Source organism: Streptomyces sp. NPDC059679, assembly GCF_042734105.1.
Classification (GTDB): domain Bacteria; phylum Actinomycetota; class Actinomycetes; order Streptomycetales; family Streptomycetaceae; genus Streptomyces.
On record NZ_JBHWES010000068.1, the window covers coordinates 26,166 to 49,041 of the forward strand.

The 22,876-nt window shown below is 68.2% G+C and carries 18 protein-coding genes and 4 pseudogenes; 10 read left to right on the forward strand and 12 right to left on the reverse strand.

Annotated elements, in window-relative coordinates; translation table 11 throughout:
• Positions 1 to 22: 22 nt before the first annotated feature.
• From ACFV2X_RS44515 to ACFV2X_RS44540, 6 genes are all read right to left on the reverse strand, one after another.
• Complete coding sequence (locus ACFV2X_RS44515; protein ID WP_385627447.1) at positions 23 to 307, reverse strand: hypothetical protein; 285 nt, start codon at positions 305 to 307, stop codon at positions 23 to 25.
• Positions 308 to 387: 80 nt separating this feature from the next.
• Positions 388 to 1,266 carry an amidohydrolase family protein gene (locus ACFV2X_RS44520; RefSeq protein WP_385627450.1) on the reverse strand — a complete coding sequence of 293 codons (879 nt, stop codon included), beginning with the start codon at positions 1,264 to 1,266 and terminating at the stop codon, positions 388 to 390.
• Positions 1,267 to 1,335: 69 nt separating this feature from the next.
• Positions 1,336 to 2,139: an SDR family NAD(P)-dependent oxidoreductase gene (locus ACFV2X_RS44525; protein WP_385627452.1), complete on the reverse strand. Its 804-nt coding sequence runs from the start codon at positions 2,137 to 2,139 to the stop codon at positions 1,336 to 1,338.
• Positions 2,136 to 2,708 (reverse strand): carboxymuconolactone decarboxylase family protein, encoded by a 573-nt coding sequence (locus ACFV2X_RS44530; RefSeq protein ID WP_385627455.1) that lies wholly within the window; start codon positions 2,706 to 2,708, stop codon positions 2,136 to 2,138. Before ACFV2X_RS44530 ends, ACFV2X_RS44525 begins: the two co-directional genes overlap by 4 nt.
• 46 nt (positions 2,709 to 2,754) lie before the next feature.
• Complete coding sequence (locus ACFV2X_RS44535; protein ID WP_385627458.1) at positions 2,755 to 3,648, reverse strand: alpha/beta fold hydrolase; 894 nt, start codon at positions 3,646 to 3,648, stop codon at positions 2,755 to 2,757.
• A gap of 37 nt (positions 3,649 to 3,685) precedes the next feature.
• On the reverse strand, positions 3,686 to 5,059 hold the full coding sequence (locus tag ACFV2X_RS44540; RefSeq protein ID WP_385627459.1) for a cation:dicarboxylate symporter family transporter: 1,374 nt from the start codon (positions 5,057 to 5,059) through the stop codon (positions 3,686 to 3,688).
• 603 nt (positions 5,060 to 5,662) lie between these two features.
• Between ACFV2X_RS44540 and ACFV2X_RS44545 the strand changes: the two are divergent.
• Positions 5,663 to 6,578: pseudogene (locus ACFV2X_RS44545) on the forward strand (alpha/beta fold hydrolase).
• A 651-nt stretch (positions 6,579 to 7,229) separates the two neighbouring features.
• On the opposite strand, the gene ACFV2X_RS44550 reads toward ACFV2X_RS44545, so the two are convergent.
• Both ACFV2X_RS44550 and ACFV2X_RS44555 read right to left on the reverse strand, forming a co-directional pair.
• Positions 7,230 to 7,652: an IclR family transcriptional regulator C-terminal domain-containing protein gene (locus ACFV2X_RS44550; protein WP_385627462.1), complete on the reverse strand. Its 423-nt coding sequence runs from the start codon at positions 7,650 to 7,652 to the stop codon at positions 7,230 to 7,232.
• A gap of 176 nt (positions 7,653 to 7,828) precedes the next feature.
• Positions 7,829 to 8,710: a LysR substrate-binding domain-containing protein gene (locus ACFV2X_RS44555; RefSeq protein ID WP_385627465.1), complete on the reverse strand. Its 882-nt coding sequence runs from the start codon at positions 8,708 to 8,710 to the stop codon at positions 7,829 to 7,831.
• Between the two features lie 71 nt (positions 8,711 to 8,781).
• Here ACFV2X_RS44555 and ACFV2X_RS44560 point away from each other — a divergent pair, with 71 nt between their 5' ends.
• From ACFV2X_RS44560 to ACFV2X_RS44580, 5 genes and pseudogenes are all read left to right on the forward strand, one after another.
• Positions 8,782 to 9,987 carry a thiolase family protein gene (locus ACFV2X_RS44560; RefSeq protein ID WP_385627467.1) on the forward strand — a complete coding sequence of 402 codons (1,206 nt, stop codon included), beginning with the start codon at positions 8,782 to 8,784 and terminating at the stop codon, positions 9,985 to 9,987.
• A complete protein-coding gene (locus ACFV2X_RS44565; protein WP_385627470.1) occupies positions 9,984 to 10,679 on the forward strand; it encodes a 3-oxoacid CoA-transferase subunit A in 696 nt (231 codons plus the stop codon). The genes ACFV2X_RS44560 and ACFV2X_RS44565 overlap by 4 nt, the downstream gene beginning before the upstream one ends.
• The gene (locus ACFV2X_RS44570; RefSeq protein WP_385627471.1) at positions 10,676 to 11,347 is read left to right on the forward strand and encodes a 3-oxoacid CoA-transferase subunit B; all 672 of its coding nucleotides are present in this window, start codon (positions 10,676 to 10,678) and stop codon (positions 11,345 to 11,347) included. Before ACFV2X_RS44565 ends, ACFV2X_RS44570 begins: the two co-directional genes overlap by 4 nt.
• An 840-nt stretch (positions 11,348 to 12,187) precedes the next feature.
• Positions 12,188 to 12,460 (forward strand): annotated as a pseudogene (locus ACFV2X_RS44575) (FHA domain-containing protein); the annotation flags it as partial.
• 150 nt (positions 12,461 to 12,610) lie between these two features.
• Positions 12,611 to 12,901 (forward strand): annotated as a pseudogene (locus tag ACFV2X_RS44580) (IS701 family transposase); the annotation flags it as partial.
• Positions 12,902 to 13,354: 453 nt separating this feature from the next.
• On the opposite strand, the gene ACFV2X_RS44585 reads toward ACFV2X_RS44580, so the two are convergent.
• Positions 13,355 to 14,257, reverse strand: a complete 903-nt coding sequence (locus ACFV2X_RS44585) for an alpha/beta hydrolase family esterase (RefSeq protein ID WP_385627473.1) — start codon at positions 14,255 to 14,257, stop codon at positions 13,355 to 13,357.
• Positions 14,258 to 15,235: 978 nt separating this feature from the next.
• Here ACFV2X_RS44585 and ACFV2X_RS44590 point away from each other — a divergent pair.
• The 3 genes from ACFV2X_RS44590 (at position 15,236) to ACFV2X_RS44600 (ending at position 20,063) form a co-directional block, all read left to right on the forward strand.
• Positions 15,236 to 15,640 (forward strand): helix-turn-helix domain-containing protein, encoded by a 405-nt coding sequence (locus ACFV2X_RS44590; RefSeq protein ID WP_385627475.1) that lies wholly within the window; start codon positions 15,236 to 15,238, stop codon positions 15,638 to 15,640.
• Complete coding sequence (locus ACFV2X_RS44595; RefSeq protein ID WP_385627519.1) at positions 15,640 to 16,215, forward strand: transposase; 576 nt, start codon at positions 15,640 to 15,642, stop codon at positions 16,213 to 16,215. Before ACFV2X_RS44590 ends, ACFV2X_RS44595 begins: the two co-directional genes overlap by 1 nt.
• A 1,025-nt stretch (positions 16,216 to 17,240) precedes the next feature.
• The gene (locus tag ACFV2X_RS44600; RefSeq protein ID WP_385627478.1) at positions 17,241 to 20,063 is read left to right on the forward strand and encodes a glycoside hydrolase family 2 TIM barrel-domain containing protein; all 2,823 of its coding nucleotides are present in this window, start codon (positions 17,241 to 17,243) and stop codon (positions 20,061 to 20,063) included.
• Positions 20,064 to 20,198: 135 nt separating this feature from the next.
• Here ACFV2X_RS44600 and ACFV2X_RS44605 read toward each other — a convergent pair whose 3' ends face one another.
• The 3 genes from ACFV2X_RS44605 to ACFV2X_RS44615 form a co-directional block, all read right to left on the reverse strand.
• On the reverse strand, positions 20,199 to 21,212 hold the full coding sequence (locus ACFV2X_RS44605; RefSeq protein WP_385627480.1) for a transposase: 1,014 nt from the start codon (positions 21,210 to 21,212) through the stop codon (positions 20,199 to 20,201).
• 130 nt (positions 21,213 to 21,342) lie between these two features.
• Positions 21,343 to 21,720 (reverse strand): hypothetical protein, encoded by a 378-nt coding sequence (locus ACFV2X_RS44610; RefSeq protein ID WP_385627481.1) that lies wholly within the window; start codon positions 21,718 to 21,720, stop codon positions 21,343 to 21,345.
• 489 nt (positions 21,721 to 22,209) lie between these two features.
• On the reverse strand, positions 22,210 to 22,512 hold the full coding sequence (locus ACFV2X_RS44615; RefSeq protein ID WP_385627520.1) for a transposase: 303 nt from the start codon (positions 22,510 to 22,512) through the stop codon (positions 22,210 to 22,212).
• Between the two features lie 14 nt (positions 22,513 to 22,526).
• Between ACFV2X_RS44615 and ACFV2X_RS44620 the strand changes: the two are divergent.
• A pseudogene (locus ACFV2X_RS44620) lies at positions 22,527 to 22,730 on the forward strand (transposase); the annotation flags it as partial.
• Positions 22,731 to 22,876: the final 146 nt, after the last annotated feature.

Genomic DNA, 22,876 nt, shown 5'->3' on the forward strand with positions numbered 1-22,876 from the left:
TCCCCGTCCTTGTGCACAGTCATCAGCGCCTTGCGCAGCCGTCCCGGACCGCGTCCGGCAGTGCGGCCAGCAGAACCCGGCCGAGGGATATCGGATAGCCCGGCAGGCGTGCACCGACGTTGAAGGTGAGCGCAACGCTGTGTTCCCACCACAGGGACGAGGACATGTAGCCATAACCGAGGCGCATCACCTTCGCGGTCAGCCTGAACAGGCGGTCCTCCCGGGTGGCGAAACCGAGTCGGGTGAAGGTGACCAGTACCGGCCGGACGGTGGCTCGCGTGAAGCCGGTGGCATCTGCTCGGATCACCCGATCTACCTGGTCCCGGTGCCCTATCGCGGCCGGAGCGAGCGCGTGCCCAGGCCGCGATACGGAGTCAGGCGGCCGTATCAGGCGCGCGGGAAGTCGAAGCACTCCGATGGATTGTCGACGAGGAGCCGCTTGCGGTCGGCGTCAGTGGGCGCGATGCCGGCGAGCAGGTCGACGAGATCACCGTCGTCGGGGACGAAGCCGTGGGTGTTGGGGTGGGGGAAGTCGGTTCCCCAGACGACGCGCTCCGGTGCGCTGCGCAGAAGCAGCCCGGCCAGCTGCGCGGCATCGCTCATGTCCGGTGGCATGGTGGCCAGCCGGTCAGCGCCGCTCAGCTTGACCCACGTCCGCCCGGTGTCGAGGAGCCGTCGCAGCGCGTTCACCGACGGGGAGTTGATGCCCCGGCGCAGGTCGACACGGCCCATGTGGTCGATGACGACCGGTAGCGGCAGCGCGCGCACCGTTTCCTCGTGCTCGGCGAGGCCGTCCCCGGTGACGTGCAGTGCGATGTGCCACCCGTAGGGGCGGACCAGGTCGACGACGGTGGCGATCGCCTCGGGCGAGGGCGCGGGACCCAGATGCGAGGCGAAGTGCAGCCGAGTGCCACGCACTCCGGCCTCGTGCAGCCGGGCGACCTCGGCCGGCCCGGTATCCGGCCGGACCAGGGCCACGCCCCGGTAGCGGCCCGCGCCCTCATCGAGCGCCGCCACGAGCGAGGAGTGGTCGGCGCCGTGCGCGGCCGATTGAACGATCACTGCCCGGCGGAAGCCCAACAGGTCATGGAGCTTTTGCAGGTCGGAGAGCGGGGCCTCGGGAGGGGTGAAGGTGCGGTCCGGGGCGTAGGGGAATCGGTCCGTGGACCCGAAAATGTGGCAGTGCGCGTCGCACGCATCGGCGGGCAGCGCGATCGTCGGCGGATGGGGGTTGGGATGCGGTCCGGGGTTGGTCGGTGTACTCATTGGCGGTTCCTGATCGTTGTCGTTCTGTGGCACTCCGGCACGGACTGCCTGCGGGTGCCGGCCTCGATCTCAGTCGCAGCGGGCGGTCATACCGCCGTCGACGACCAGCTCCGTACCAGTGACAAACCGCGCCTCGTCGGAGGCGAGGAACAGCGCGGCATGCGCGGTGTCCCGGCCGTCACCCATGAATCCCAGCGGGATACGCGACTGGCGTTGGGCGAGCAGCGCGTCCACGTCCCCGCCGGCGCGCTGCCCCGCAAGCCGGGCCTCCACCATCGGCGTATGCAGCTGGCCCGGCACCACCGTGTTCACGCGGATGCGATCAGGGGCGTGCTGCACCGCCACCACCTTCGACAACTGGATGACGCCCGCCTTCGCCGAGGCGTACCCGACCTGCGCGGAACCCGTCCAGCGCAGCCCGGATGTGGACGCGACGTTCACGATCGCGCCGCCGTCGCCCTGCTCCCGCATGACCGGGATGACGTGCTTGCACCCCAAGTAGACGCTGGAGAGGTTCGTGTCGAGCTGCGCCTGCCAGGTCGGTTCGTCGAGTTCGACAGGCCCGCCGTGGCGGGAGCCGCCGACGTTGTTGACCAGGATGTCGACCCGACCGAACGCGGTACGCGCCGCCTCGACCATGCCCGCCACCGCGGCAGAGTCCGTCACGTCGCATGTGTGCGCAACCGCGGTGCCGCCCTCGTCGCTGATCATCTTCAGGGTCGGCCCGAGCGGGTCGGCGTCGCGGTCCACGACCAGGACCTTTGCGCCCTCGCGGGCGAAGATCGCGGCCGTGGCGCGCCCGTTGCCCCAGCCGGGGCCGGCGCTTCCCGCGCCCGTGACGATCGCGACCTTGCCTGCGAGGCGACCACTCATGCTGCTGCTCCGTTCTTGTCGGCTGATTCGGGAGTTGAGGTGGAGTCGGGGGTGGTACCCGCGCGGCCGACATGGAGGGCGACCAGGAAACGGGAGACCAGGTTGTAGGTGCCGATTGTCGCGGTGAGCTCGACGATCTGGCGGTCGTCGAAGTGGGCGCGCACCGTCTCGAAGATGGCGTCGGGGACGTCGACGGTCCGCGTCATGGCGTCGGTGTAGGCGAGGACGGCGTGTTGCGCGGGGCTGAGCGGGGTGCGCGCCGGGTCGGCATCAACGCGCAGGGCCTCGGTCTGCTCGCGACTCAGCCCGGCCCGGTGCGCGACCGGCTCATGCGCGTTCCACTCGTATTCGGCCCCGTTCAGCGCGGCGACGCGCAGGATGGCCAATTCCCTGAGGTCGTCGGGGAGTTCGGCGCGGGTTCGGATCGCGCCCAGCAGGCTGTTCCAGCCGTCGGCCACGGGCGGGCTGTGCAGCAGTATCAGGTCCAGCGGGGTGAGGCGCCCGCCTCGGCGTTCACGGATCCGGGCGGTGACGTCACTATCGCCGCTGTGGGGGGCCAGGCGTGTCATGGGTGAGACTTTCCTTTCGCGTGGTGACTGCTGAAGGGGAGTTGGGTCAGGAGGTCTGCGTACCGTGGACGCGACGGGCGAATGCCACGACAGCCTTGCTCATGGCCGCCGGCTGCTCAGGGGCGAGCGCGTGTCCGGCGTTCTTGATGACCTGGACAGTCACCCGGTCGCCCAGCATCGGTTTGAACACGTTGGGCACCACGACAGCGTCGAACTCGGCCTGCAGATCGAGCATCGGAACGTCTCCGCCGGCGAAGTAGTCGTCGACGGGCGTCACATTGCGAGCGTGTGCCTGCGCATCGTGCGTCTTGGGATACCACCCCGTCAGCCATGGCCGGGGGTCATGGCCGGGTGCGAAGAAGGCCTGTTTCAGATACCGGAGCCGCTGTTTTTCGGGGAGCGTCAGGTCTCCGGACCCGTCGATCGCCTCGCGGTTCCTGCTGTACGGCTTCTCCTTCGAGCCGGCGGGCAGCTTGCCGGCCGACGCTGCGGCCATCACCAGGCCGGACACCAGGTCCGGTCGGTCCTCCGCCAACATCCGGGCGGGCTGGCTGCCCCAGGCGTGGCCCACGACCACGGCCGGTCCCGCCTTCTCGTGGTCCAGGACCGCAGCAACGTCCGCCGCGAAATCGTGCATGTCCAGGTCCTCCATCGGCCCCTCGCTGCGGCCGATGCCTCGAGGCTGGGGGCGCAGTACGCGGAACCCGGCGGCTGCCACACGGGGCGCGACCTTGTCGTAGTCCTCTGCTCCGCGGCCCAGGGAGGGAAGGATGACGACGGTCGGCCCCTCACCCTGGCTGATCGTCTCGATCCGGACCTTGCCGTGGGTGACGACCGTGCGGCGCACCTTCGTCCGCGCCGGTGTCACCCCAGTCGAGGCACTGCAGGCCGCGGTCGTCGCCGATGCGATGGTCAGAAGGACGAGGTTCCTCCGGTTCACAGTGATTTCCCTTTTCTTGATCGGGACGGGATCTGGGTCATGAAGGATTGCCCGCAGGCGTGGGAACGTCATCGTGTGTGCGTTCGACTGAGGCGTTCCCGCCGCTCTTCGCCGAGGCGTCCGGCAGCTTGCCGTCGAGGACGGCACGGGCACGGTCGATGTCGAGGACACGCTCCCAGCGGGAGACGATCAGGCTGCCCATGATCTGTCCGGAGAGGCTGACCAGGCCGCGCATGGTCGACAGGAACCGGTCGATGCCCAGGATCAGCATGATCCCGACGACGGGCACCGTGCCAGTGCTCGACAAGGTGGCGGCGAGGATGACGAAGCCGGCTCCAGCGACACCCGCGCTGCCCTTGGAGGTGATCATGAAGACGGCCAGCAGCCCAATCTGCTGCCACAGCGTCAGGTCGACGTTGAACGCCTGTGAGATGTACAGCGAGGCGAAGCCGAGGTAGAGACAGACGCCGTCGCCGTTGAAGGCGTATCCGGAGGGAACGACGAGGCCGACGATCCGCTTCGGCGCGCCGAGGTTCTCCAGCTTGCCCATCAACTGCGGCATCACCACTTCGTAGTTGGAGGTCCCCAGGGTGATCAGCAGCTCGTCCTTGAAATGTCGGTAGATCTTGAGGATTCGCAGCCCGCAGAGCCGGGCGATGAGCCCGAAGACCAGGAGGCTGAAGACGATGCCGGTGGCCCAGAAGAGGATGATGACACCGCTGAGACTGGTCAGCGTTGAGATGCCGAACTTGCCGGTGGTGTAGGCCATGGCACCGAACGCGCCGACCGGCGCCAGGTACATCACGAGCTTGACCACACCGAAGACGGCGTCGCCGACCCGGGCGATGCCTCGGACCAGCGGCTCGCCCCGGGGCCCGAGTGCCTTGATCGAGATCGCGAACAGAATCGCGATGAGTAGCACCTGGAGGACGTTTCCGTCAGTGAACGCACTGACGACGCTGTGCGGGATGATGTTGATCAGGAAGCTGTACCACTGCTGATCCTCGCCGGCTTGGAGGTACTCCTTGGCCGAGCCCGACAGGTGAAGCGTGCTCGGATCGGCGTTGAGTCCTCGACCGGGCTCGAAGACGTCCATCACGATCAGCCCTGCGATCAGCGCGATCGTCGTAACGGCTTCGAAGTAGACCAGGGCCTTCACGCCGACGCGTCCCACCGCGGTCAGCTCGCCGGCCGATGCGATGCCCGTGACGATCGTGCAGAACACCACGGGGGCAATGAGCATTTGGATCAGCGAGATGAATCCGGTGCCGATCGGTTCGAGCGAGGCCCCGACCCCTGGCGCGGCAAGGCCGAGAGCGGCCCCGAGGGCAATCGCGACAAGGACGGTCACATACAACTTTTTCGTAAAGGCGCTGTGCAACAGCGGTCGCAGCGGCATCATCGTCTCCATTGACTGTGCGACAGGCGAACAATCGTGCGTCGAACGTACAGACCTTCAGGGATTCCCGCGGGGATGTCAACCCCGAATGTTCAGTCGGAAGAAACTTCAAGACCGGCCGTGATCAGCGCGAATGCGCCTTCGGCGCATGCAAGGATGCGGATGGGCGCCGAGGATGGACGGCGCCAGCTCGCTGTGGGCATGCCTGCGGAGGGAGGGGGCGCGCCCGGGCCAAAATGGCGATGAGGGCGCCGACCGGTGCGGTGATGTGGTGGGCGCGGGATGGTCGAGCGGAAGTGGATGGGTGCCGCGTCGTGCGCCGTTCGGAAACTCATCGCTGCTGCTCGGAGGGGGTCTGGCGTTCCATCACGGTCTGCTGGAACCTTGTCCGGGTGTTCGTCTCTCTGGTGTACCAGGTCGCTCGGAAGCTGCTCGCGTTCCCGGCATTGCTGTTGCGTCGGGATGCCGCCAAGGACGCGGAACTGCTTGTGCTGCGACACGAGAACGCGGTGCTGGGTTGCGACGGCGCGGTGGCTCCTGAGCCGTCCGGTCGTTCGCGCCGTGTGGCACGCAACACACTGACGGAGGGCCGCCGGCCGTCGTTACGTTCGGCGCGTGATTCCCTTCGACGTCAAGCACGCCGGCCGCACCCTCCGCGGCATCCTCCACCTCCCCGGCCCTCAGCGCCAACCGGTTCCGGCCGTCGTCATGTGCCACGGGTTCGGCGGCAACCGGACCGAGTTCGGCAACACGTTCGTGCGGCTCGCCGAACGCCTCGCGCGGCATGGCGTGGCCGCCTACCGATTCGACTTCGCCGCCTGCGGCGAGTCCGATGGCGACTTCGCCGACATCACCGTCACCGACCAGGTCGCGCAGGTCAGCGCCGTCCTCGACGAGCTGGCACGGCACCATGTGATCGACCCCGCCCGGCTCTGCCTCCTGGGCATGAGCCTCGGTGGGCTGACCGCCTCGCTCGCCGCCGCGAAAAGCGAGGTCAAGGCGCTGGCGCTGTGGGCGCCTGCCGCAACTGCGATCGCGGCGACCAACCCCGCGGATACCGCGTACTGGCCCGAGATCCTTCGACAAGGGCTACGGGGACTTCTTGGGGAGGCGGACGAGGACGGGTTCTACGACGTCCAGTACGACGACGACCGGGTGGGCCCGTGCGCACCTGTTCACGGAGGCCGACGGGCGCTACCGCTTCTGGGGCGTCACACCGACGCCGTACCCGATTCCGCACGACGGCCCCGTGGGCAGGATGCTGGCGGCGACCGGCCGCTCGCCGATGCGGGCCTCCCACCTGCACTTCATGGTCGAGGCGCCCGAGTGCCGAACCCTGGTCACGCACATCTTCGTCCGGGGCGACGAACTGCTCGACTCCGACACGGTCTTCGGCGTCAAGAAGTCGCTCGTCAAGAACTTCGACCAGCGACCGGCGGGCACGCCGACACCCGACGGGAGGGTCGTCGACGGCACCTGGACACAGGTCCGCTTCGACATCGTCCTCGCCCCCGCCGACGGCCGAGGATGATCCGGGTCGGCGGCAGGCGGGATCCTGCCTGCCACCGGACGACCGCGGACGGACCCGTGGCGAACACCTGGGCGCTGTGGGTCCGTTCGGTCATCCATGCTTCAGCCATGAACACCGAGTTGGACGAGCCTCGCCCGGAGCAACTGGAGCGAGCATCGCAACCCTGCGCACCATCGACGCTACCCGGTCGTCTCATGGTCAGCGAAGTCGCAGTTCGTCGACACCACCTCAGGTGGCGGTCACGGGCCGCCGGCGGCAATCTCACTCGCGCTGTCGTCGCATTCCCACGGGCTCGAGGGAACTGTGTCGAGGATGTCGGTTCCGCGGTCCTCCCCGAGGGCCGGGGCAGTCACGGTGAACCGGGCGATCTCCGGCCTCCTGCGCACGACGTCAACAGCGCGCTTCTCGACCGGTGTAGAGAGGGGCCACCGTGTCGAGCACTGGCTCCTTGTCGCGCACCTGATCGCGGCCCTGCCGCCGCGGGGATCTTTACCTGATCGCTACAGCGTTGCTGGGTGATCCCGTGCCGCCTGTCAGGTCCAGGGGGTTGGCGACCATGCAGTCCCAGAGGCCATCTTCGGCGCAGCGAGCGGGGTCTGCTCCGTTGTTGAAGCCTGCCTCGGGGCGGCCGATGTGCCGGAAGCCGTCGATCTAGCTGCTGGACTGCTGTCGAGGTACTCGTCGCGGTAGGGGATGGTTCGCGAACAAAGTGTGCTCAGTGGTCGCGATGAGGGAGGACAGACCCATGGTCGCTTTCACCCGCCCGTTGGCGTCGCGCACCGGTGCGGCGATGGAGCGCAGCCCGTTCTCCAGTTCCTGATTGACCATGGCCCAGCCCTGTTTACGGGCCGAGTCCAGGCGTCGCGGAGCTGGTCGGCTGTCCGGATGGTGCGTGCGGTGAGGGGCGAGAGTACGCTCTGGACAGACAGCGGTCGAGTTCGGTGGCGGTGATGTTGGCCAGCACGATGTGCCCCGGAGAGGGACGCCGCCAGGCTGAGCGCGGAAGGCGCCGCCGACGACGTACCCGAGGCCATCCGCTCTCTCATCACCCACGCGCTGCACGGCGCGTTGCACCCTGACCGGTGCACGGGGCCGGAGGCCGCAACGTTGACCAAGTTGCCAGCTGACTCCCCAAGGCCGCCCTCGGCCAGACCGGTATTCGCAGCACGGACGAAGGACACCCGCTTGGACGCCCGGTACCGACGCATTGTCGCCCGCCGCGGCCAGAACGCGCTTTCGTTGTGCTGGTCTCAGAAGGCCGCCTGGATGATTCCCACCGTGCGCGCCAGGTGCGGCTCGGACCGGTCGGCGCGGTGGGCGACGGCCAGTTCCATGCGTGCGTGGGCCCCGGCGAGCGGCAGGTAGGCGACACCGTCGAGTGCCAGCGCGGTCACCGGTTCGGGAACGACCGCGACCCCGAGCCCGCCGGCCACGAGTGTAATCAGCGTCGAGGTCTCGCCGACCTCGTGGCGGATGTGCGGCTCGACACCGGCGTCTCGCAGGAGGCCCAGCACGAGGTCGTACATCACGGACCGGCGGTCGGCGGAGTGCACGATCAGGTCCGCTCCGCCGAGGTCCGTGGCGCGCAGCCGTTTCCGGCGGGCGAGGGGGTGGTCGATGGGTACGGCGACGACGAGGCGGTCCCGGCGCAGGGTGTGCATGGTGAGAGAGAGGTCGGCCGCAGGCGGACGTAGCAGCGCGACGTCGATGGCGCCGGTGCGCAGCGCCTCGACCTGGTCGGGTGCGAGCATCTCGCCGCGGAAGGAGAAGTCGACGCCGGGAAGTTCCTGCGTGAGCCGGCGTGAGAGCGCGGGCAGGAGGCTGTACGTGGCCGAGCCGACGCACCCGATCGCGAGGTGGCCTACCGAGCCCGCGGCGACGAGCCGTGCGTGGTGGGCGGCCTCGTCGACGTCGGCGAGGATCGCCCGCGCCCGCTCCACGTAAGCCCGGCCGGCCTCGGTGAGGTCGACGCGGCGTGTGGTGCGGTGCAGCAGCTCGACGCCGAGTTCCCTCTCCATCTGGCGGATCTGCTGGGAGAGCGGCGGCTGGGCCATGTGGAGCCGCTCGGCCGCGCGACCGAAGTGGCGCTCCTCGGCCACCGCCACGAAGTACCGGAGATGCCGCAGATCCATATGCAGTCCATATCAATCAGCTCGGATATACATACTTCAGAATATCGTGGTCCGGAGCTAGCGTCGCTGCCATGAGTGCTTTCATCTATGCCGCGACGCGGACGCCGTTCGGACGCTTCAACGGCGCGTTGGCTGGTGTCCGCCCGGACGACCTGGCCGCCGCCGCGATCACCTCGGCGCTCACTCGCGTGCCGGATCTCGACCCCGCCGCGATCGACGACGTGGTGTGGGGCAACGCCAACGGCGCCGGCGAGGAGAACCGCAACGTCGGCCGCATGGCGGCGCTGCTCGCCGGGCTTCCGGTGAGCGTGCCGGGCACCACGGTCAACCGGCTGTGCGGCTCGAGCCTCGAGGCGGCGATGATGGCCGGCCGGACGATCGAGTCCGGCGATGCGGAGGTGGTGTTGACCGGCGGCGTGGAGTCGATGACACGTGCGCCGTGGGTGCTGCCCAAGTCGGCGAAACCGTTTCCGGCCGGCGACGTCACCGCCGTATCGACCACGCTCGGCTGGCGGCTGGTCAACCCGCGGATGCCGAAGGAGTGGACGGTCAGCCTCGGCGAGGCCAACGAGCAGCTCCAGGAGCGCTTCGGGATTTCCCGCGAGCGGCAGGACGAGTTCGCCGCCCGATCCCACCAACTTGCCTACCAGGCATGGGAGTCGGGCTTCTACGACGACCTGGTGGTGCCGGTCGAGGGCGTCGGCCTGACCCGCGACGAGGGCATCCGGGCCGAATCCACGCCGGAGGTGCTGGCGGGGCTCAAGCCGGTCTTCCGCACACCGGAGCAGGGCGGCACCATCACCGCGGGCAACGCCAGTCCGCTCAACGACGGTGCCTCCGCAGTGCTCCTGGGCAGCGAGAAGGCCGCGGCCACGATCGGGGCCGATCCGATCGCCCGCATCGCAGGCCGCGGCGTGATGGCGCTGGAGCCGCAGGCCTTCGGCTACGCCCCGGTCGAAGCCGCGAACCGTGCGCTGGTCCGGGCCGGAATCGGCTGGGACCAGGTGGGCGCGGTCGAGCTCAACGAGGCCTTCGCCGTGCAGTCGCTCGCCTGTCTCGACGCGTGGAAGATCGACCCCGCCATCGTCAACCAGAAGGGCGGCGCCATCGCGATCGGCCACCCGCTGGGCGCCTCGGGCGGTCGCATCCTCGCCACGCTGGCCAAGGTGCTGCGCGAGACGAGGCATCGTTACGGCGTCGCCGCGATCTGCATCGGCGTCGGCCAGGGACTGGCCGTCGTACTCGAGAACTGCGGCGTCACGGAGGCCGCCCAGTGAGCCGGGCGGAGATCGTCGAGAATGCCGACGCGGCGGTCGCGGGGATCGAGGACGGGTCCACCGTCCTCGTCGGCGGCTTCGGCCTGGCCGGGATGCCGTTCGACCTGATCGACGCGCTCATCCGGCAGGGCGCCAAGGACCTCACCATCGTGTCCAACAACGCCGGCAACGGCAACGTCGGCCTGGCCGCGCTACTGGCCGCCGACCGGGTGCGCAAGGTGCTCTGCTCCTTTCCGCGCCAGGCCGACTCCTGGGTCTTCGACGACCTCTACCGCGCGGGGAAGATCGAACTCGAGGTGGTGCCGCAGGGGAACCTTGCCGAGCGGATGCGCGCGGCCGGTGCGGGCATCGGCGCCTTCTACTGCCCTACCGCGGTCGGCACGCCGCTGGCCGAGGGCAAGGAGGAGCGCGAGATCGACGGCCGTAGGTACTTGCTGGAATACCCGATCAAGGGTGACTACGCCCTCATCGGCGCGCATGCCGCGGACAGGATGGGCAACCTCGTGTACCGCAAGACGGCCCGCAACTTCGGACCGGTCATGGCCACGGCCGCGACGACGACCATCGTCCAGGTCGACGAGGTCGTCGAGCCCGGGAAGCTCGACCCCGAGGCCATCGTCACCCCGTCCATCTACGTCGACCGGGTCGTCCAGGCGACGGCCCGTCACTACACCGTGCAGGGGGCACGATGACCACGCCAAGCCCTCAGACGTACGCCGACCACCGGCTTTCGATGGACGAGCTGGCCGCCGTCATCGCACGCGACATCCCGGCCAGCGCCTTCGTCAACCTCGGTATCGGGCAGCCGACCAGGATCGCCGACCATCTGCCGGCCGGCTCCGGGGTAGTACTGCACACCGAGAACGGCATGCTCAACATGGGTCCGAAGGCCGAGGGCGACGCGGTAGACCCCGACCTGACCAACGCCGGCAAGGTCCCGGTGACCGAGCTGCCGGGCGCGGCGTACTTCCACCAAGCCGACTCCTTCGCGATGATGCGCGGCGGGCACCTCGACGTCTGCGTCCTCGGGGCGTACCAGGTCGCCTTCAATGGCGACCTCGCCAACTGGCACACCGGCAAGCCCGACGCCATCCCCGCCGTCGGCGGCGCCATGGACCTCGCCATCGGCGCCAAGGACGTCTACGTGATGATGACCCTCTTCACCCGCTCCGGCGAGCCCAAGCTCGTGCCGCAGTGCACCTACCCGCTCACCGGCCTCGGTTGCGTCAGCCGCGTCTACACAGACCACGGCGTCTTCGACGTCGGCCCGGAGGGCGCACGGATCCGAGAGACGTACGGGGTCAGTTCCCACGTGCTCGCGGAACGACTCGGCATCACGATGTCCGATAACACCTTCTAGGAAGACCGGTGCAGGCTGCTGATCGGTCAGGAGTGCAGTTGGCTGTCTTTTGAGGGCGGGCCTCGACGATGGTCTTCTGAGAGAACGTGCCAGGATGGTCCACTGCCGAGGTCACCGATCCAGACGCTGCGCCGGTGCAGAGAGAGGTGAGACCGAAGTCAGCCGCGCCATGGCGTCGGCGACGGCCTGGCCCTCCCAGCGCCCGTCGCCTTGATCAGCGCGCTGACGCGGAAACGCCCGTCGACAGCCGGTCCAGGACATTGAGCGGAGCGCAGACAACACCGCCACGTCTGCGATGGGCGGGAACCCAAGCGCGCCTCCAGCCGGAGCGCCCTCTCTCTCCCACAGCCCGGACTGTCGCCCACACCAAGATCACCACTGATCATTTTCAGGGACTTCCCGAAGGTAGATCTGGGTGTCCCCCGCCTGGCGCCCGCCCCCGGCAACGCCTTCATCTGCTACGGCTCCAGCAGTGACCAGAAGCTGTGGCTACACAAGACGGGGATCGGTGCGAAGTGAATCACGCTCAGTTCGATCGCCGCGCCGACCCACAGAAGAAGTTGCCGACTGCCGTGCCAGGCGCCCAAGCGGCGGGGGTGGGCCCCGGCACCGCAACAGTTTGGCCAGGGCGTAGGACGATCTTGGGGCGGGGCATGTTTTTCCGGATGATCATTCAGGACACCGGCGCGGCGACACGCCAGGACGTCGAGGTGAACGCCGGTCCGGGACAGCAGTGTGGGAGCACTGCTGGACGGGTTACCAGTGGCGGTTGGCGACAGGCAGTGTTTCGTCGGGGCGATCCCGCTGGATCGCGCCGCGAGCCCGGCAGACAGCGCGCTGATGCCCGGAGTGGTGATCAGTGTGGGGCCGCCGGGGCTGGCGTTCCGTTCCCCGTCGTGCGACACGGTGGGTGTGCTGCGCGTGGTGACCGGTCCGGACGCCGGGCTGACCGTAGCGTTGGGGCCGGGAACCCATGCGCTGGCCAGGAATTCGGCGGCAGCGGTGTGTCTGCGGGATCTGGATGTCTCCCGCCGGGAGCACGCCCGGCTGGAGGTTTCGCCGGACGGTCGGGTCGTCGTCGTGGACCGGGGCTCGACCAATGGGACGTTCACAGGTGGGCTCCGACGAGCTGCGTTGGACAGCCCTTTCGTCGGGAGCCCAGCGCGCCACGAGCAGTGCGGATGGACGCCTGGACTTCGACCGTGCATTCAGCCCGGCGCCGACGGCCCCTCGTACGGAGGTGACCTTGCCGGTGCAGCAGGCCGTCACGGGAAACACAGGCCCGAGGAGATCTCCTACTACATCGCCTACTGTCCCGCCGACACCACCCTGGATCAGCTGATCCGCATCGCGGGCAGCCGATGGGCGGTGGAGGAGTGCTTCCAGACCGCGAAGCAGGAGTGCGGCCTGGACGACTACCAGGTCCGCCGCTATCCAGGCCGGCACCGCCACATGACCCTCGCCATGGCCGCCCACGCCTGCCTCACCGTCCTGCGGGCCCGACAGCTGGACACGGAGAAAGCAGAAACGGATCCTCCCAGCTCATCCAGCTGAGCCTCGCCGAGATCCGACGCCTGATCACCCGTCTCACCGGCCGCCGCCCCACCTCGATCGACCACATCCTGCACTGGTCGACATGGCGCCGACGACGCCAGCACCAAGCCCGAGTCAGTCACTACAAGCGACGCGGACACAGCCCCTGAAAACTGCCCAGCACTCAGAACAGACACCGTTGCAGTACTAGAGCGGTGCGCCGGCCTGCGGCGTGTACGCACGCCGGGGACAAGCCCGCGCACCCGGAACCGGGGACTCCTGCCGGACCCATTTCCGGTCGCTGCCACCGTTACAGTTCGAGATGCTGACGGCGGTGCCGTTAGTTGTGCCCGCTGTTGGCTTGGCACCGCCGTCACAGCCCCAGACGTTAGGTTAATTGCCGTCGGACTGGTTGGTTCCGGCCACGTCCAGCGAACGGTTTGAGCCCACGCCCGGTGACAAGCACCTATCGACCTAGGGTGCCAGACCCATGAACTTCAGGGCCAGCAGTGCCATACCGGGTTTGGGCAACTCGTGGCCGTACCCCTGGAAGCTGTTGGCCTCGACCGGTGGTCTCGTGCTGGCGTTACCGTAGCGGGTCCTTGTCCAGAGCGACTCGGGCTGGTCGGTGAAGACCGGGGTTTGGCTGACACCGAGGACGTTGGTCCACTGTTTGATCTCTTCGCCGAGGTTGTGGTGGCTGAGGGCGGAATCCTCGGTGCCGTGCCACAGTTGGATACGCGGCCGTGGCCCGGTGTAGCCGGGGTAGGCGGCGCGGACCAGGTCGCCCCACTCCTGCGGGGTCTTGGTGATGTTGCCTGTGGAGCAATCACTGTTCCAGCCGCGGAAGGTGCCGGTGTAGAAGCAGTGGTACGGCACGCCCATGAACGCCGATCCGGCTTTGAACACGTCCGGGTAGTCGGCGAGCATGACGTTGGTCAGCATCGCGCCAGAGGAGATGCCGGTCATGTAGACCCGGTGCTGGTTGGCGCCGCGGTTCGCGATCTCCCACCGCACCATGGACATCACGCCGGCCGGGTCGCTGGAGCCGTCGTGCTTCAGCGCGGCGTCCGACGCGACGTCCCAGCACTTGATGTCACCGGTGATCGAGGGGTAGATCACGATAAATCCGTACTGGTCGGCCAGTGACGCGAAATCAGTGTATTTGAAAAAGTCAGGGCCGGAGCCGGTGCACCAGTGCGCGGCCACGAGCACTGCCGGATGACGGGGCAGCTTGGCCGGCACGTACTCGTACATCTCGAGGTTCGTGGGGTTATAGCCGAAGTTGTCGACCTGAGTCAACGTCGCCGCGGACGCCGGTGATGCGGACGCCGGTGATGCGAACGCCAGGCTGCCCGCTATGACGCTCAGGGCCACGGCCGCCGCTGTGGCTGCCTTCCTCAACCACCCTCCAGTCCTGCCGACGTGTATCGCGGCCGCCAGGCTGGCGGCCGCGACCGCGAATCGACGTTGTTGTCTGCCCATGCTTCCTCCAACGTGCGGATCTGTTTACTGACGGCGCTGTCGGCCGATACCTGCTCGGTGTGGTCGGATCAGCGTCGGATCTTAAGTTGCAGCCCACGTGGGTCACCGTGAAGGTGGCGCTGCCCATGGGCTGTGCGACCGTGGCGTATCGGTTGGGAGCCATGCTGCTCGCTTGGTCTGCACCTTGCTGCGGCGATCCGGCGTAGAGCATTGGCCCCACCGCGGCGGCCCTTCTTCATAGTGTCGAAGCGCTTGAACAGCCGCGAGACTAACGGCGCACCTTCCCGTTCGACAAACATTTCGATGAATCAAATCCTCATGCGCCGAAGCCGTTGACAGACCCGGTGCCGCATGCCACCAGGTGCTCGAATCGCTTGAATGCTGGACCTGACCGAGGGATCGTCGCGTGAATTCCCCGTCCCTGTCCGCCGCCGAGCGGGTGCCGCACCGCGATCTTGCGCTCCTGGTGGACAAGCGCATCGACGACCTCATCGGCAGGCTCATGGCTCGATGAGCGGGTCGCGATGTTGCTCCGGTACGCTGTGCTTGCCGAAAACCACGTCCATGCAGGTGAAGCGGCACGTCGGAACCCGTCGACGGCACGCTCACCGTCGAGCAGGCACACCGCATCGCGCACGAACTCGTGTACTGCATGCCCCGGCTGGCCGCCGCCACTGTCCATACCGAACCCGTCAGTGCCGCCGAGACGACACCCGGTCTTCGAACTTGAGCGGTGCACGGCCAGAGCCGCTGACGTGGCCCCACGCTCCGTGGTCTCGTGCCGGGTAGCTCGGCCCTGAGCGCAAGCTGCCAGTGTCCTGAGTGATCATTTCTGTTCTCTACGCAAACGACCACGCAGGAGCCACGGGCTTGCTGAACGATGCGACGTTGCTGCTCGACCTCGACGGAGTGTCCGTCGTTCGGGTCGAGCGGCTGGCCGACGGCAGACGCCGGGTCCATCTGGTCACGGCCGATGAGGCGGCCCGGGCCTGCCCGGCCTGCGGGGTTCGCCACCCGGTGAAGGGATCGGCGGCCACCCGACCCCGCGACCTGCCGTACGGCGAGGCCGGGCTGGAGTTCCGCTGGCACAAGCGCCGCTGGTGCTGCCGCGAACAGGTCCGCTCCCGCCGGTCGTTCACCGAGCAGGTCCCGCAGATACCAGCCCGTGCGCGGATCGCCACCCGGCTGCGGGCCTGGGCCGCACGCCGGGTGCGGGACGCCGGCTCCACCGTCATCCAGGCCGCCCGCGACCTACGCCTGTCCTGGCGACCGTGATGGACGCCTTCCGCGCCCAGGCCCGCGAGGTCGTCGAGGCGCCCCTGCCTGACGTGGAGGTGCTGGGCATCGACGAGATCCGACGCGGACGGCCGCGTTGGGAGCGAGAAACGTCGTCCAGCTCGCCAACAAGATGCTGTCCATGGTCCGGCGCCGCACCACCGCCGAGGTCCGCGGCCGACGCGGACGCGCCACCGACTCGGAATGCGAGCCAGACGTCGGCTCCTGCGCAACCGGGAGGACCTCACCGACGAGCAGTTCGCCGCCATGTGGAACGCGCTGCTGGGCGAGGGGAAGATCGGCCAGACTCTGCTGACCGCCTGGATGGCCAAGCCCGGTGCGCAGATTCCGACATCCCCGAAGTCCGGCAGTTCGCCATCACCGTCGACCGCTGGTGGCCAGAGATCGAGGCGTTCATCCACACGGGCCACAGCAACGCCAAGAGCGAAGGCATCAACCGCGTAATCAAGCTCGTTGCCCGCAACGCGTTCGGCTTCCGCAACGCCGACAACCAACGCCTACGGACACGCTGCGTTACGACCCGCCGAGCCCGCGGACACCTCCGCACCGCTTAACTGCGAAGTCCCGCTTTGACAGATCCAAACCAGGAGGTCATCCCGGTTGACATAATTCCCGGGCACCCACAGGGCTGGCGCCTGGGTCGGAATGGCGGCGAGGGCGCGGACCGTGCAGTGATGCGGTGGCCGCAGGATGATCGAACGGAAGTAGGTGGGTGCCGTGTCGGTCGGCACGCACCACCGGTCAGAGCTTGGGGGAATCCCGCTGCACATCGCCGCCTGCGGCCCGGAACTCGGGCTCGTGTTCCGCGGGCGGTCGCCGCCCTGGATGTCGGCTGGCGTCAGCTCGCCTGCCGCGGCGGCGTGGCCCCGGACGACCTCGTCGAGGATGAGGTCGTGGTCGTGTTGGAGTTCGGCCGCGTGTTACGCCGTCCAGATCCATGGGTCGGGGTGAACCGGACCGACAGTGCATCGACGTACTGGACGACGAGCGGGGAGGACTGCTGGTAGATCGCAAAGTGCAAGTCGCGGCAGGACCGGCCCCTGCGCATCGCGGGCTTCACCACCGCGAACAGCGGCCTGATCGCCCCCGCAGCCGGGCGGCTGGGGCACAGCCATCGCGACCTCCTGGTCCAGGCTCCTTTGTCAAGGGATCGACAAGTGAACGCGGGAACCGTCTCGGTCTCGCTCCTGTCCGTCCGTCCAGCACGGTGCCGGGGAGTTGGGCTTGGTCGTCACGGCCGGCGCCTGTCTGCGTTCCCGTCCAGTACGGGAACTGCTGAGGCGACGCTGTGGCCTCGTGACGTCGGCAAAGGGGCTCAGCGACTGAATCGTGCCGGTGAGGGCCGGAAGGTGCGCGGCGTGTACACCGCCGTAAAGCCGGAGGCGCCTGCCGCTTCCGGCCGCCCTCTTGTGTTCGATTCATTCGACTCCTAAGGTCATCGTTGCTCCCGCGAGTGTGCTCTGATCTGCGGTGTTGTTTACGCAAGCGCTTCGACAACCGTGTGCGGACCGGTCCGCCGACTACCCCGCACGTTCCCGCCGTTCCCTCCCCCGATGGTTCCTTGAAGGCTGGAGACATCATGCAATTGTCACGTCGTGGCGTTCTGATCCTCGGCGCCGTCGGCGCAGCCGTCGCCGGAGGCCTTCCCGCGGGCTCGGCCCGAGCCGCCGGGACGGCCGGCGGAACGGACGCCTCCACGCGCACCGAGCGCCTGTATCTGTCCGGAGAGGACGCCGACCACTCGGTCGACTGGGACTTCCTGTGCACAAGCGGGCGTCGCAGCGGCACTTGGGGCAGCATCCCGGTTCCGTCCAACTGGGAGTTCCACGGATACGGCACGTACAACTACGGGTGGAATCTGCGCCCGGAGGAGAAAGGCCGCTACCGGCACACCTTCACACCCCCGTCCCACTGGCGTGACAGACGCGTCTTCCTCGTCTTCGAAGGGTCGATGACCGACACCGAGGCGTGGATCAACGGCGAGTCGGCCGGGCCCGTCCACCGCGGCGGCTTCTACCGGTTCCGTCACGAGGTGACCGGAAAGCTGCGTCCGGGTCAGGGCAACCTCCTGGAGGTGACCGTCAGCAAGGAGTCCGCCGACGACTCCGTCAACCGGGCCGAACGCCTGGGGGACTACTGGAACTTCGGCGGCATCTACCGCCCCGTTCATCTCGAGGCATTCCCGCTCCAGCACATCGAACGCATCGCCGTCGACGCCCGCGCCGACGGCACACTGCGGATCGACGCCCATCTGTCGGGCACCGGTTCCGCCGACCGTCTCGTCGCCCGGGTCACCGACCTCTCCGGGCGCCCGGTCGGCGCCCCGTTCACCGCGGCCGTCGCTCCCGGCGACACGACGGTGACACTCAGGACCGTCCTCGACTCACCCCGGCAGTGGACGGCGGAGACCCCGCACCTCTACCGCGTCGAGGTCGCGCTCCGCGCCAGCGACAGCCGCACCGTCCACCGCGTCGACGAAAGATTCGGCTTCCGCACCGTCGAGGTGCGCCCCAACGACGGCGTGTATGTCAACGGCGTCAGGATCCTCCTCAAAGGAGCCAACCGGCACACCATCTGGCCCACATCCGGCCGGGCGACCAGCGCGCGCATCAGCCGCAAGGACATCCTCCTGATGCGGGAGATGAACATGAACGCGGTCCGGATGTCCCACTACCCGCCGGACACGCACTTCCTCGACCTCGCCGACGAACTCGGCCTGTATGTGCTCGACGAACTGGCCGGCTGGCAGAAGTCCTATGACGAAGCGGCAGGCAGGCCCCTCGTCGCAGAGATGGTCACCCGTGATGTCAACCACCCGTCGATCCTGTTCTGGTGCAACGGCAACGAAGGCGGCTGGAACACCGCCCTCGACGACGACTACGCCCGCCACGACCCCCAGCAGCGCACCGTTCTCCACCCCTGGGCGAACTTCGGCGGCATCAACACCGACCACTACGAGACGTACGACAGCACGCGCCGCATCCTCCAGGAACGCGACGACGTCTTCATGCCCACCGAATTCCTCCACGGCCTCTACGACGGCGGCGCCGGCGCGGGGCTCGACGACTACTGGAAGCTGATGGGCCGTGAACGGCTCTCCGCAGGAGGCTTCCTGTGGTCACTGATCGACGAGGGCATCGTGCGGGACGACCTCGACGGCGCCATCGATGTGGCAGGCAACGCCGCACCCGACGGCATCCTCGGCCCCTTCCGCGAGAAGGAAGCCAGCTTCTACACGATCAAGGACATCTGGTCTCCCGTACAACTCGCCGAGCCGGAGCGGTTCACCTCCGGCCTGCCGGACGCCTTCGACGGACGGATCAGCCTCACCAACCACTACGCCTTCAGCAACACCCTTAGCTGCCAGTTCACTTGGCAACTCCTGGACTTCCACGCCCCGTCACAGCGGCGGGACGGCCACACCGTGCGCGCCCAGGGCACCGCCTCCGCTCCGGACATCGAGCCCAACGCGCAAGGAGTGCTGCGCCTGCCCCTGCCGTCCGACTGGCGACGCGCCGACGCCGTGGCCCTCACCGTCACCGATGCCGACGGCCGCGAGATCCGCCGCTGGACATGGACCATCACGTCCGCCGCCGGCCAGGCCCGACGGCTGGTACGGACGGGCCCGGGACCAGCCGTACACGGCCGGCTCGCGGACGACAGGCTCACCCTGGCATCCCGTCACACCACGGTCACGCTTGACGCCACGACGGGCATGCTGGCCGGCGTCACCCACCGAGGGGGGGACTTCGCGCTGTCCCGCGGCCCGCTGCCCACCACCGGAACGGCCGACCTCGCCCGCCTGACGCACGGGCCTGACGGCAACGGCTACACGGTGGAGGCCGAGTACTCCGGCGTCCTGCGCCACGTCCGGTGGCGGCTGCACCCCAGCGGCTGGCTGCGGTTGGACTACCGCTACCACCTCACCGGCGAGTACGACCTCTTCGGCGTCGGCTTCGACCATCCCGAATCGCAGGTGACCGGCGTGACATGGCTCGGCCACGGACCCCATAGGGTGTGGAAGAACCGGTTGCGCGGCGTCGCGACGGACGTCTGGACGAAGCAGTACAACGACACCGCGACCGGTGCCGACGGCTGGGTGTACCCGGAGTTCAAGGGATACCACGCGGGCGTCCGCTGGGCGTCCCTGCACACCACCGCCGGACGTCTCACCGTGGTCTGCGAGGACGAGGACCTCTACTTGCGCCTCTTCACTCCCCGGTTCGGACCCGACCCCCGCCATACCGCGCCGCCCTTTCCGAAGGGAGATCTGTCGTTCCTCGACGCCATCCCGGCGATCGGCACCAAATTCGATGCGCCGGCCGCGCTCGGCCCCAGCGGCGGCCCCACCACGGCGACGGGCGACTACGGTCGAACCCTGTACTTCTCGTTCTCCCACTAGCGGTGGTTTGTTAAACCGGGGAGTAGGGGTTGAGTGGTTGGCCTCTGAGGACCGTGTCGATGAGGGCTTGGAGTTCGGTGGGCGGGGGCGTGTCGGACCATGCCCGCCACCAGCGTCGTAACACGATGGACGGGGTCAGCCAGTTGCGGACCGTGCGCAGTGCCCGTGGCCAGCTGGGCGGAGGGGGCTGGTGGGGTAAGCGTGTGCCCCCTCTCTGGCCGCCCGGGTGGGCAGGCTTCTCCGGAGGGCTCGGCCGGCGGGTCTGGTGGAGCGGGCTGGTTGGCCCGGGTGTCCCAGCAGAAGGAGAACGCGCAGTTCACCAGGGTGTGGTGGCGGCGGATGGCGGCATCGGAGCGGACCTGGAAGTCGGCCCAGCCCAGTTCGTCCTTGACCTGCTTGTAGCTCTGCTCGATCCAGTTGCGGATCGCCCGACCGGTCGGGACCGTGCCAGGACAGGTCGCGGGCGGCGTCCTGCCGGGTGTATGCCTCATCCCCGTAGGCCCAGACGCCGCGGCGACGTTTGAGGGCCATCGCGAACGGCAGCTCGGCTGCGGCCAGTTCACCGCGGAAACCGTCCTGGTCGCCGTAGGCGCAGTCGGCCGCCACCGCGCGGAAGTCCACTGCGGCCTCTGTGGCCCGGCGGGCGAGTACGGCTGCGATCTGCAGTTTCGTGGCGAAGCCTGGATCGCTGCGGCCCTTGGGGAAGTGGCGGGCGGGGGTGTAAGGCACGGCGTGCAGCGGATAGTACAGCCGCTCGTCGGCCCGCAGTGTGGTGACGGTGACCACGCCGTTGTCGGTCTTGCCCAGCCGGCCCAGCCACTGGCGTCCCACATGCGCGGTGGCCCTGCCGTCCTTCCGGTCGCCGGAGTCGTCGATCACCAGCACCCCGCCACCATGTGGTGCGGTTGACGGGTCGGCCAGCAGCATCTCCAGGCGCCGGGCGTTGACCTGCTCGTGGTCCCAGCGCGACTCCGACAGGAAGAACTGCAGCCGCTGCACCGCCGGATGCTGGGCCCCGGCAACCGGCTCCGCTCCGGCCAGGCAGGTCAGTGTCTTGTTGCGGTCTCTCGGCAGCAACAGGCCGGTCAGGTACTCGCGAAACCCCCGCCGCTGGGCCAGCGAGGAGAACAGATCATCGAACCGGGCCACATACCCTTCCAACGGCCCCGGCGCAGGCGGACACGGCCGCCGGGCAGTCACCATCACTACCACCCCCACCCAGTCAAATACCGCTGAACCGACCCGAAGTCAACAAACCACCGCTAGTAGACTGTCGCGGCTAATTTCTGGGATGGAGGTGGTGCAGTTTGATGCGTGTGTCGTGGGTGGTGAACTGCCAGTCCACCTGACGCTGGTCGGTGTTGGTGGCGTTGTGCCCGGCGGAGAGTTCGGTGTTGAGGTTGTCCATCACCAGCACGACGGTCTCGGCGTCGGGGTAGTCCACGCTCAGCAGCTGTTTGACCTGGCCGGCCCAGTCTGTCCAGGTCCGCCGGGACAGCGCCTGGACCCGACACCACCCGCGTAAGGGCTCGGCCCACACGAAGATGGAGCACGTGCCGCAGCGGATGTACTCGCTGTCTTGGCAGGCGTCGTGACCAGGCCGGGGCAGGAGCGGGCCGCGGGCATGGTCGAGGAGCTGGTGGGGCTTCTCGTCCATGCACACCACCGGACGCGCCGGGTCACGGGGCCGGGCATAGACGGCCAGCACGTCTTCCATCTGGGCCGCGAACTGCGCGTTCGCCCGTGGCGGGATGGTCCAGCACTTCTTCAGGTGAGGGCGCAGTTCCGTTTTTTTAAGACTGCCCTTGCCGGAAGTCTCATCCGCCCTGGTGGGGGCGGGTACATCGGGTTTCCCTAAATCTGGCCGCGGTGCTCGAGCTGGCGCTCTCGCGCAGCTGCTCTCAGCGCGTCACGATGATCGACCGTGCTGCTGCGACTGGCTTACCTGGGTGTGACGAACGCGTTCGCGATGCTTCGCCTGCTGTCGATGACTGATCGGGGCAAGGACGCGGAGATCCTCGCTCTGCGCCACCAGATCACCGTGCTGGAACGCCAACTCGGCAAGGAAAAGATCCGGTTCACGCCCAGCGATCGGGCCTACCTGGCAGCGCTGCTGAACCGGCTGCCACTCCACGTCCTACGACGATTACGACTGCTCGTACGCCCAGGTACAGTGCTGCGTTGGGCACCAGCTCACCAGCATGCCGGTGTATCCGCTGTCCGCCCATACGCGCCTGAGCCGGTGATGCCGCCTCGCGGCCTGGGCCAGGAGGTCCTGGGCGGCGTCCCGATCCCCCGTCGAGGCGGGGGTGACCATGACCACGAGGACCAGGCCGAGGGTGTCCACCACGATGTGCCGCTTGCGGCCCTCGATCTTCTTCTCACTGTCATAGCCGCTGGTCGCGGCCTCGACCGCGGACGTGCCTTTCGCGGACCGCGAGTCGATCAGCCCCCGCCGTCGTCCACTGGGAACCCCGCCGCCTGCGGCTGCGGCTGTTTTCTGCCGCCGCCCAGCTCGTCACCACCGGCCGCCGCCACTACCTCCGCCTCGCCAAACACTGGCCCTGGACCGACATGCTCACCCATGCCCTGAACCGGCTCCAAGCCCTCCCGAACCCCGGCGGACCAGCGCCTTCCCATCCCAGCGAGCAGCACCACCCCGAGTAAGTAGCCCTGAAGGGGCATCAGGGTGCCGTCGAGGACGTGGATGCCGTGCGCGCAGGGGTGGGTGCGCCAGGGGTTGGTGAAGCCGGCGCGGTGGCTTCATGCATTGCATGCCGGTGTCGGGGGTGGCGATCAGGAGAAACGTGAGG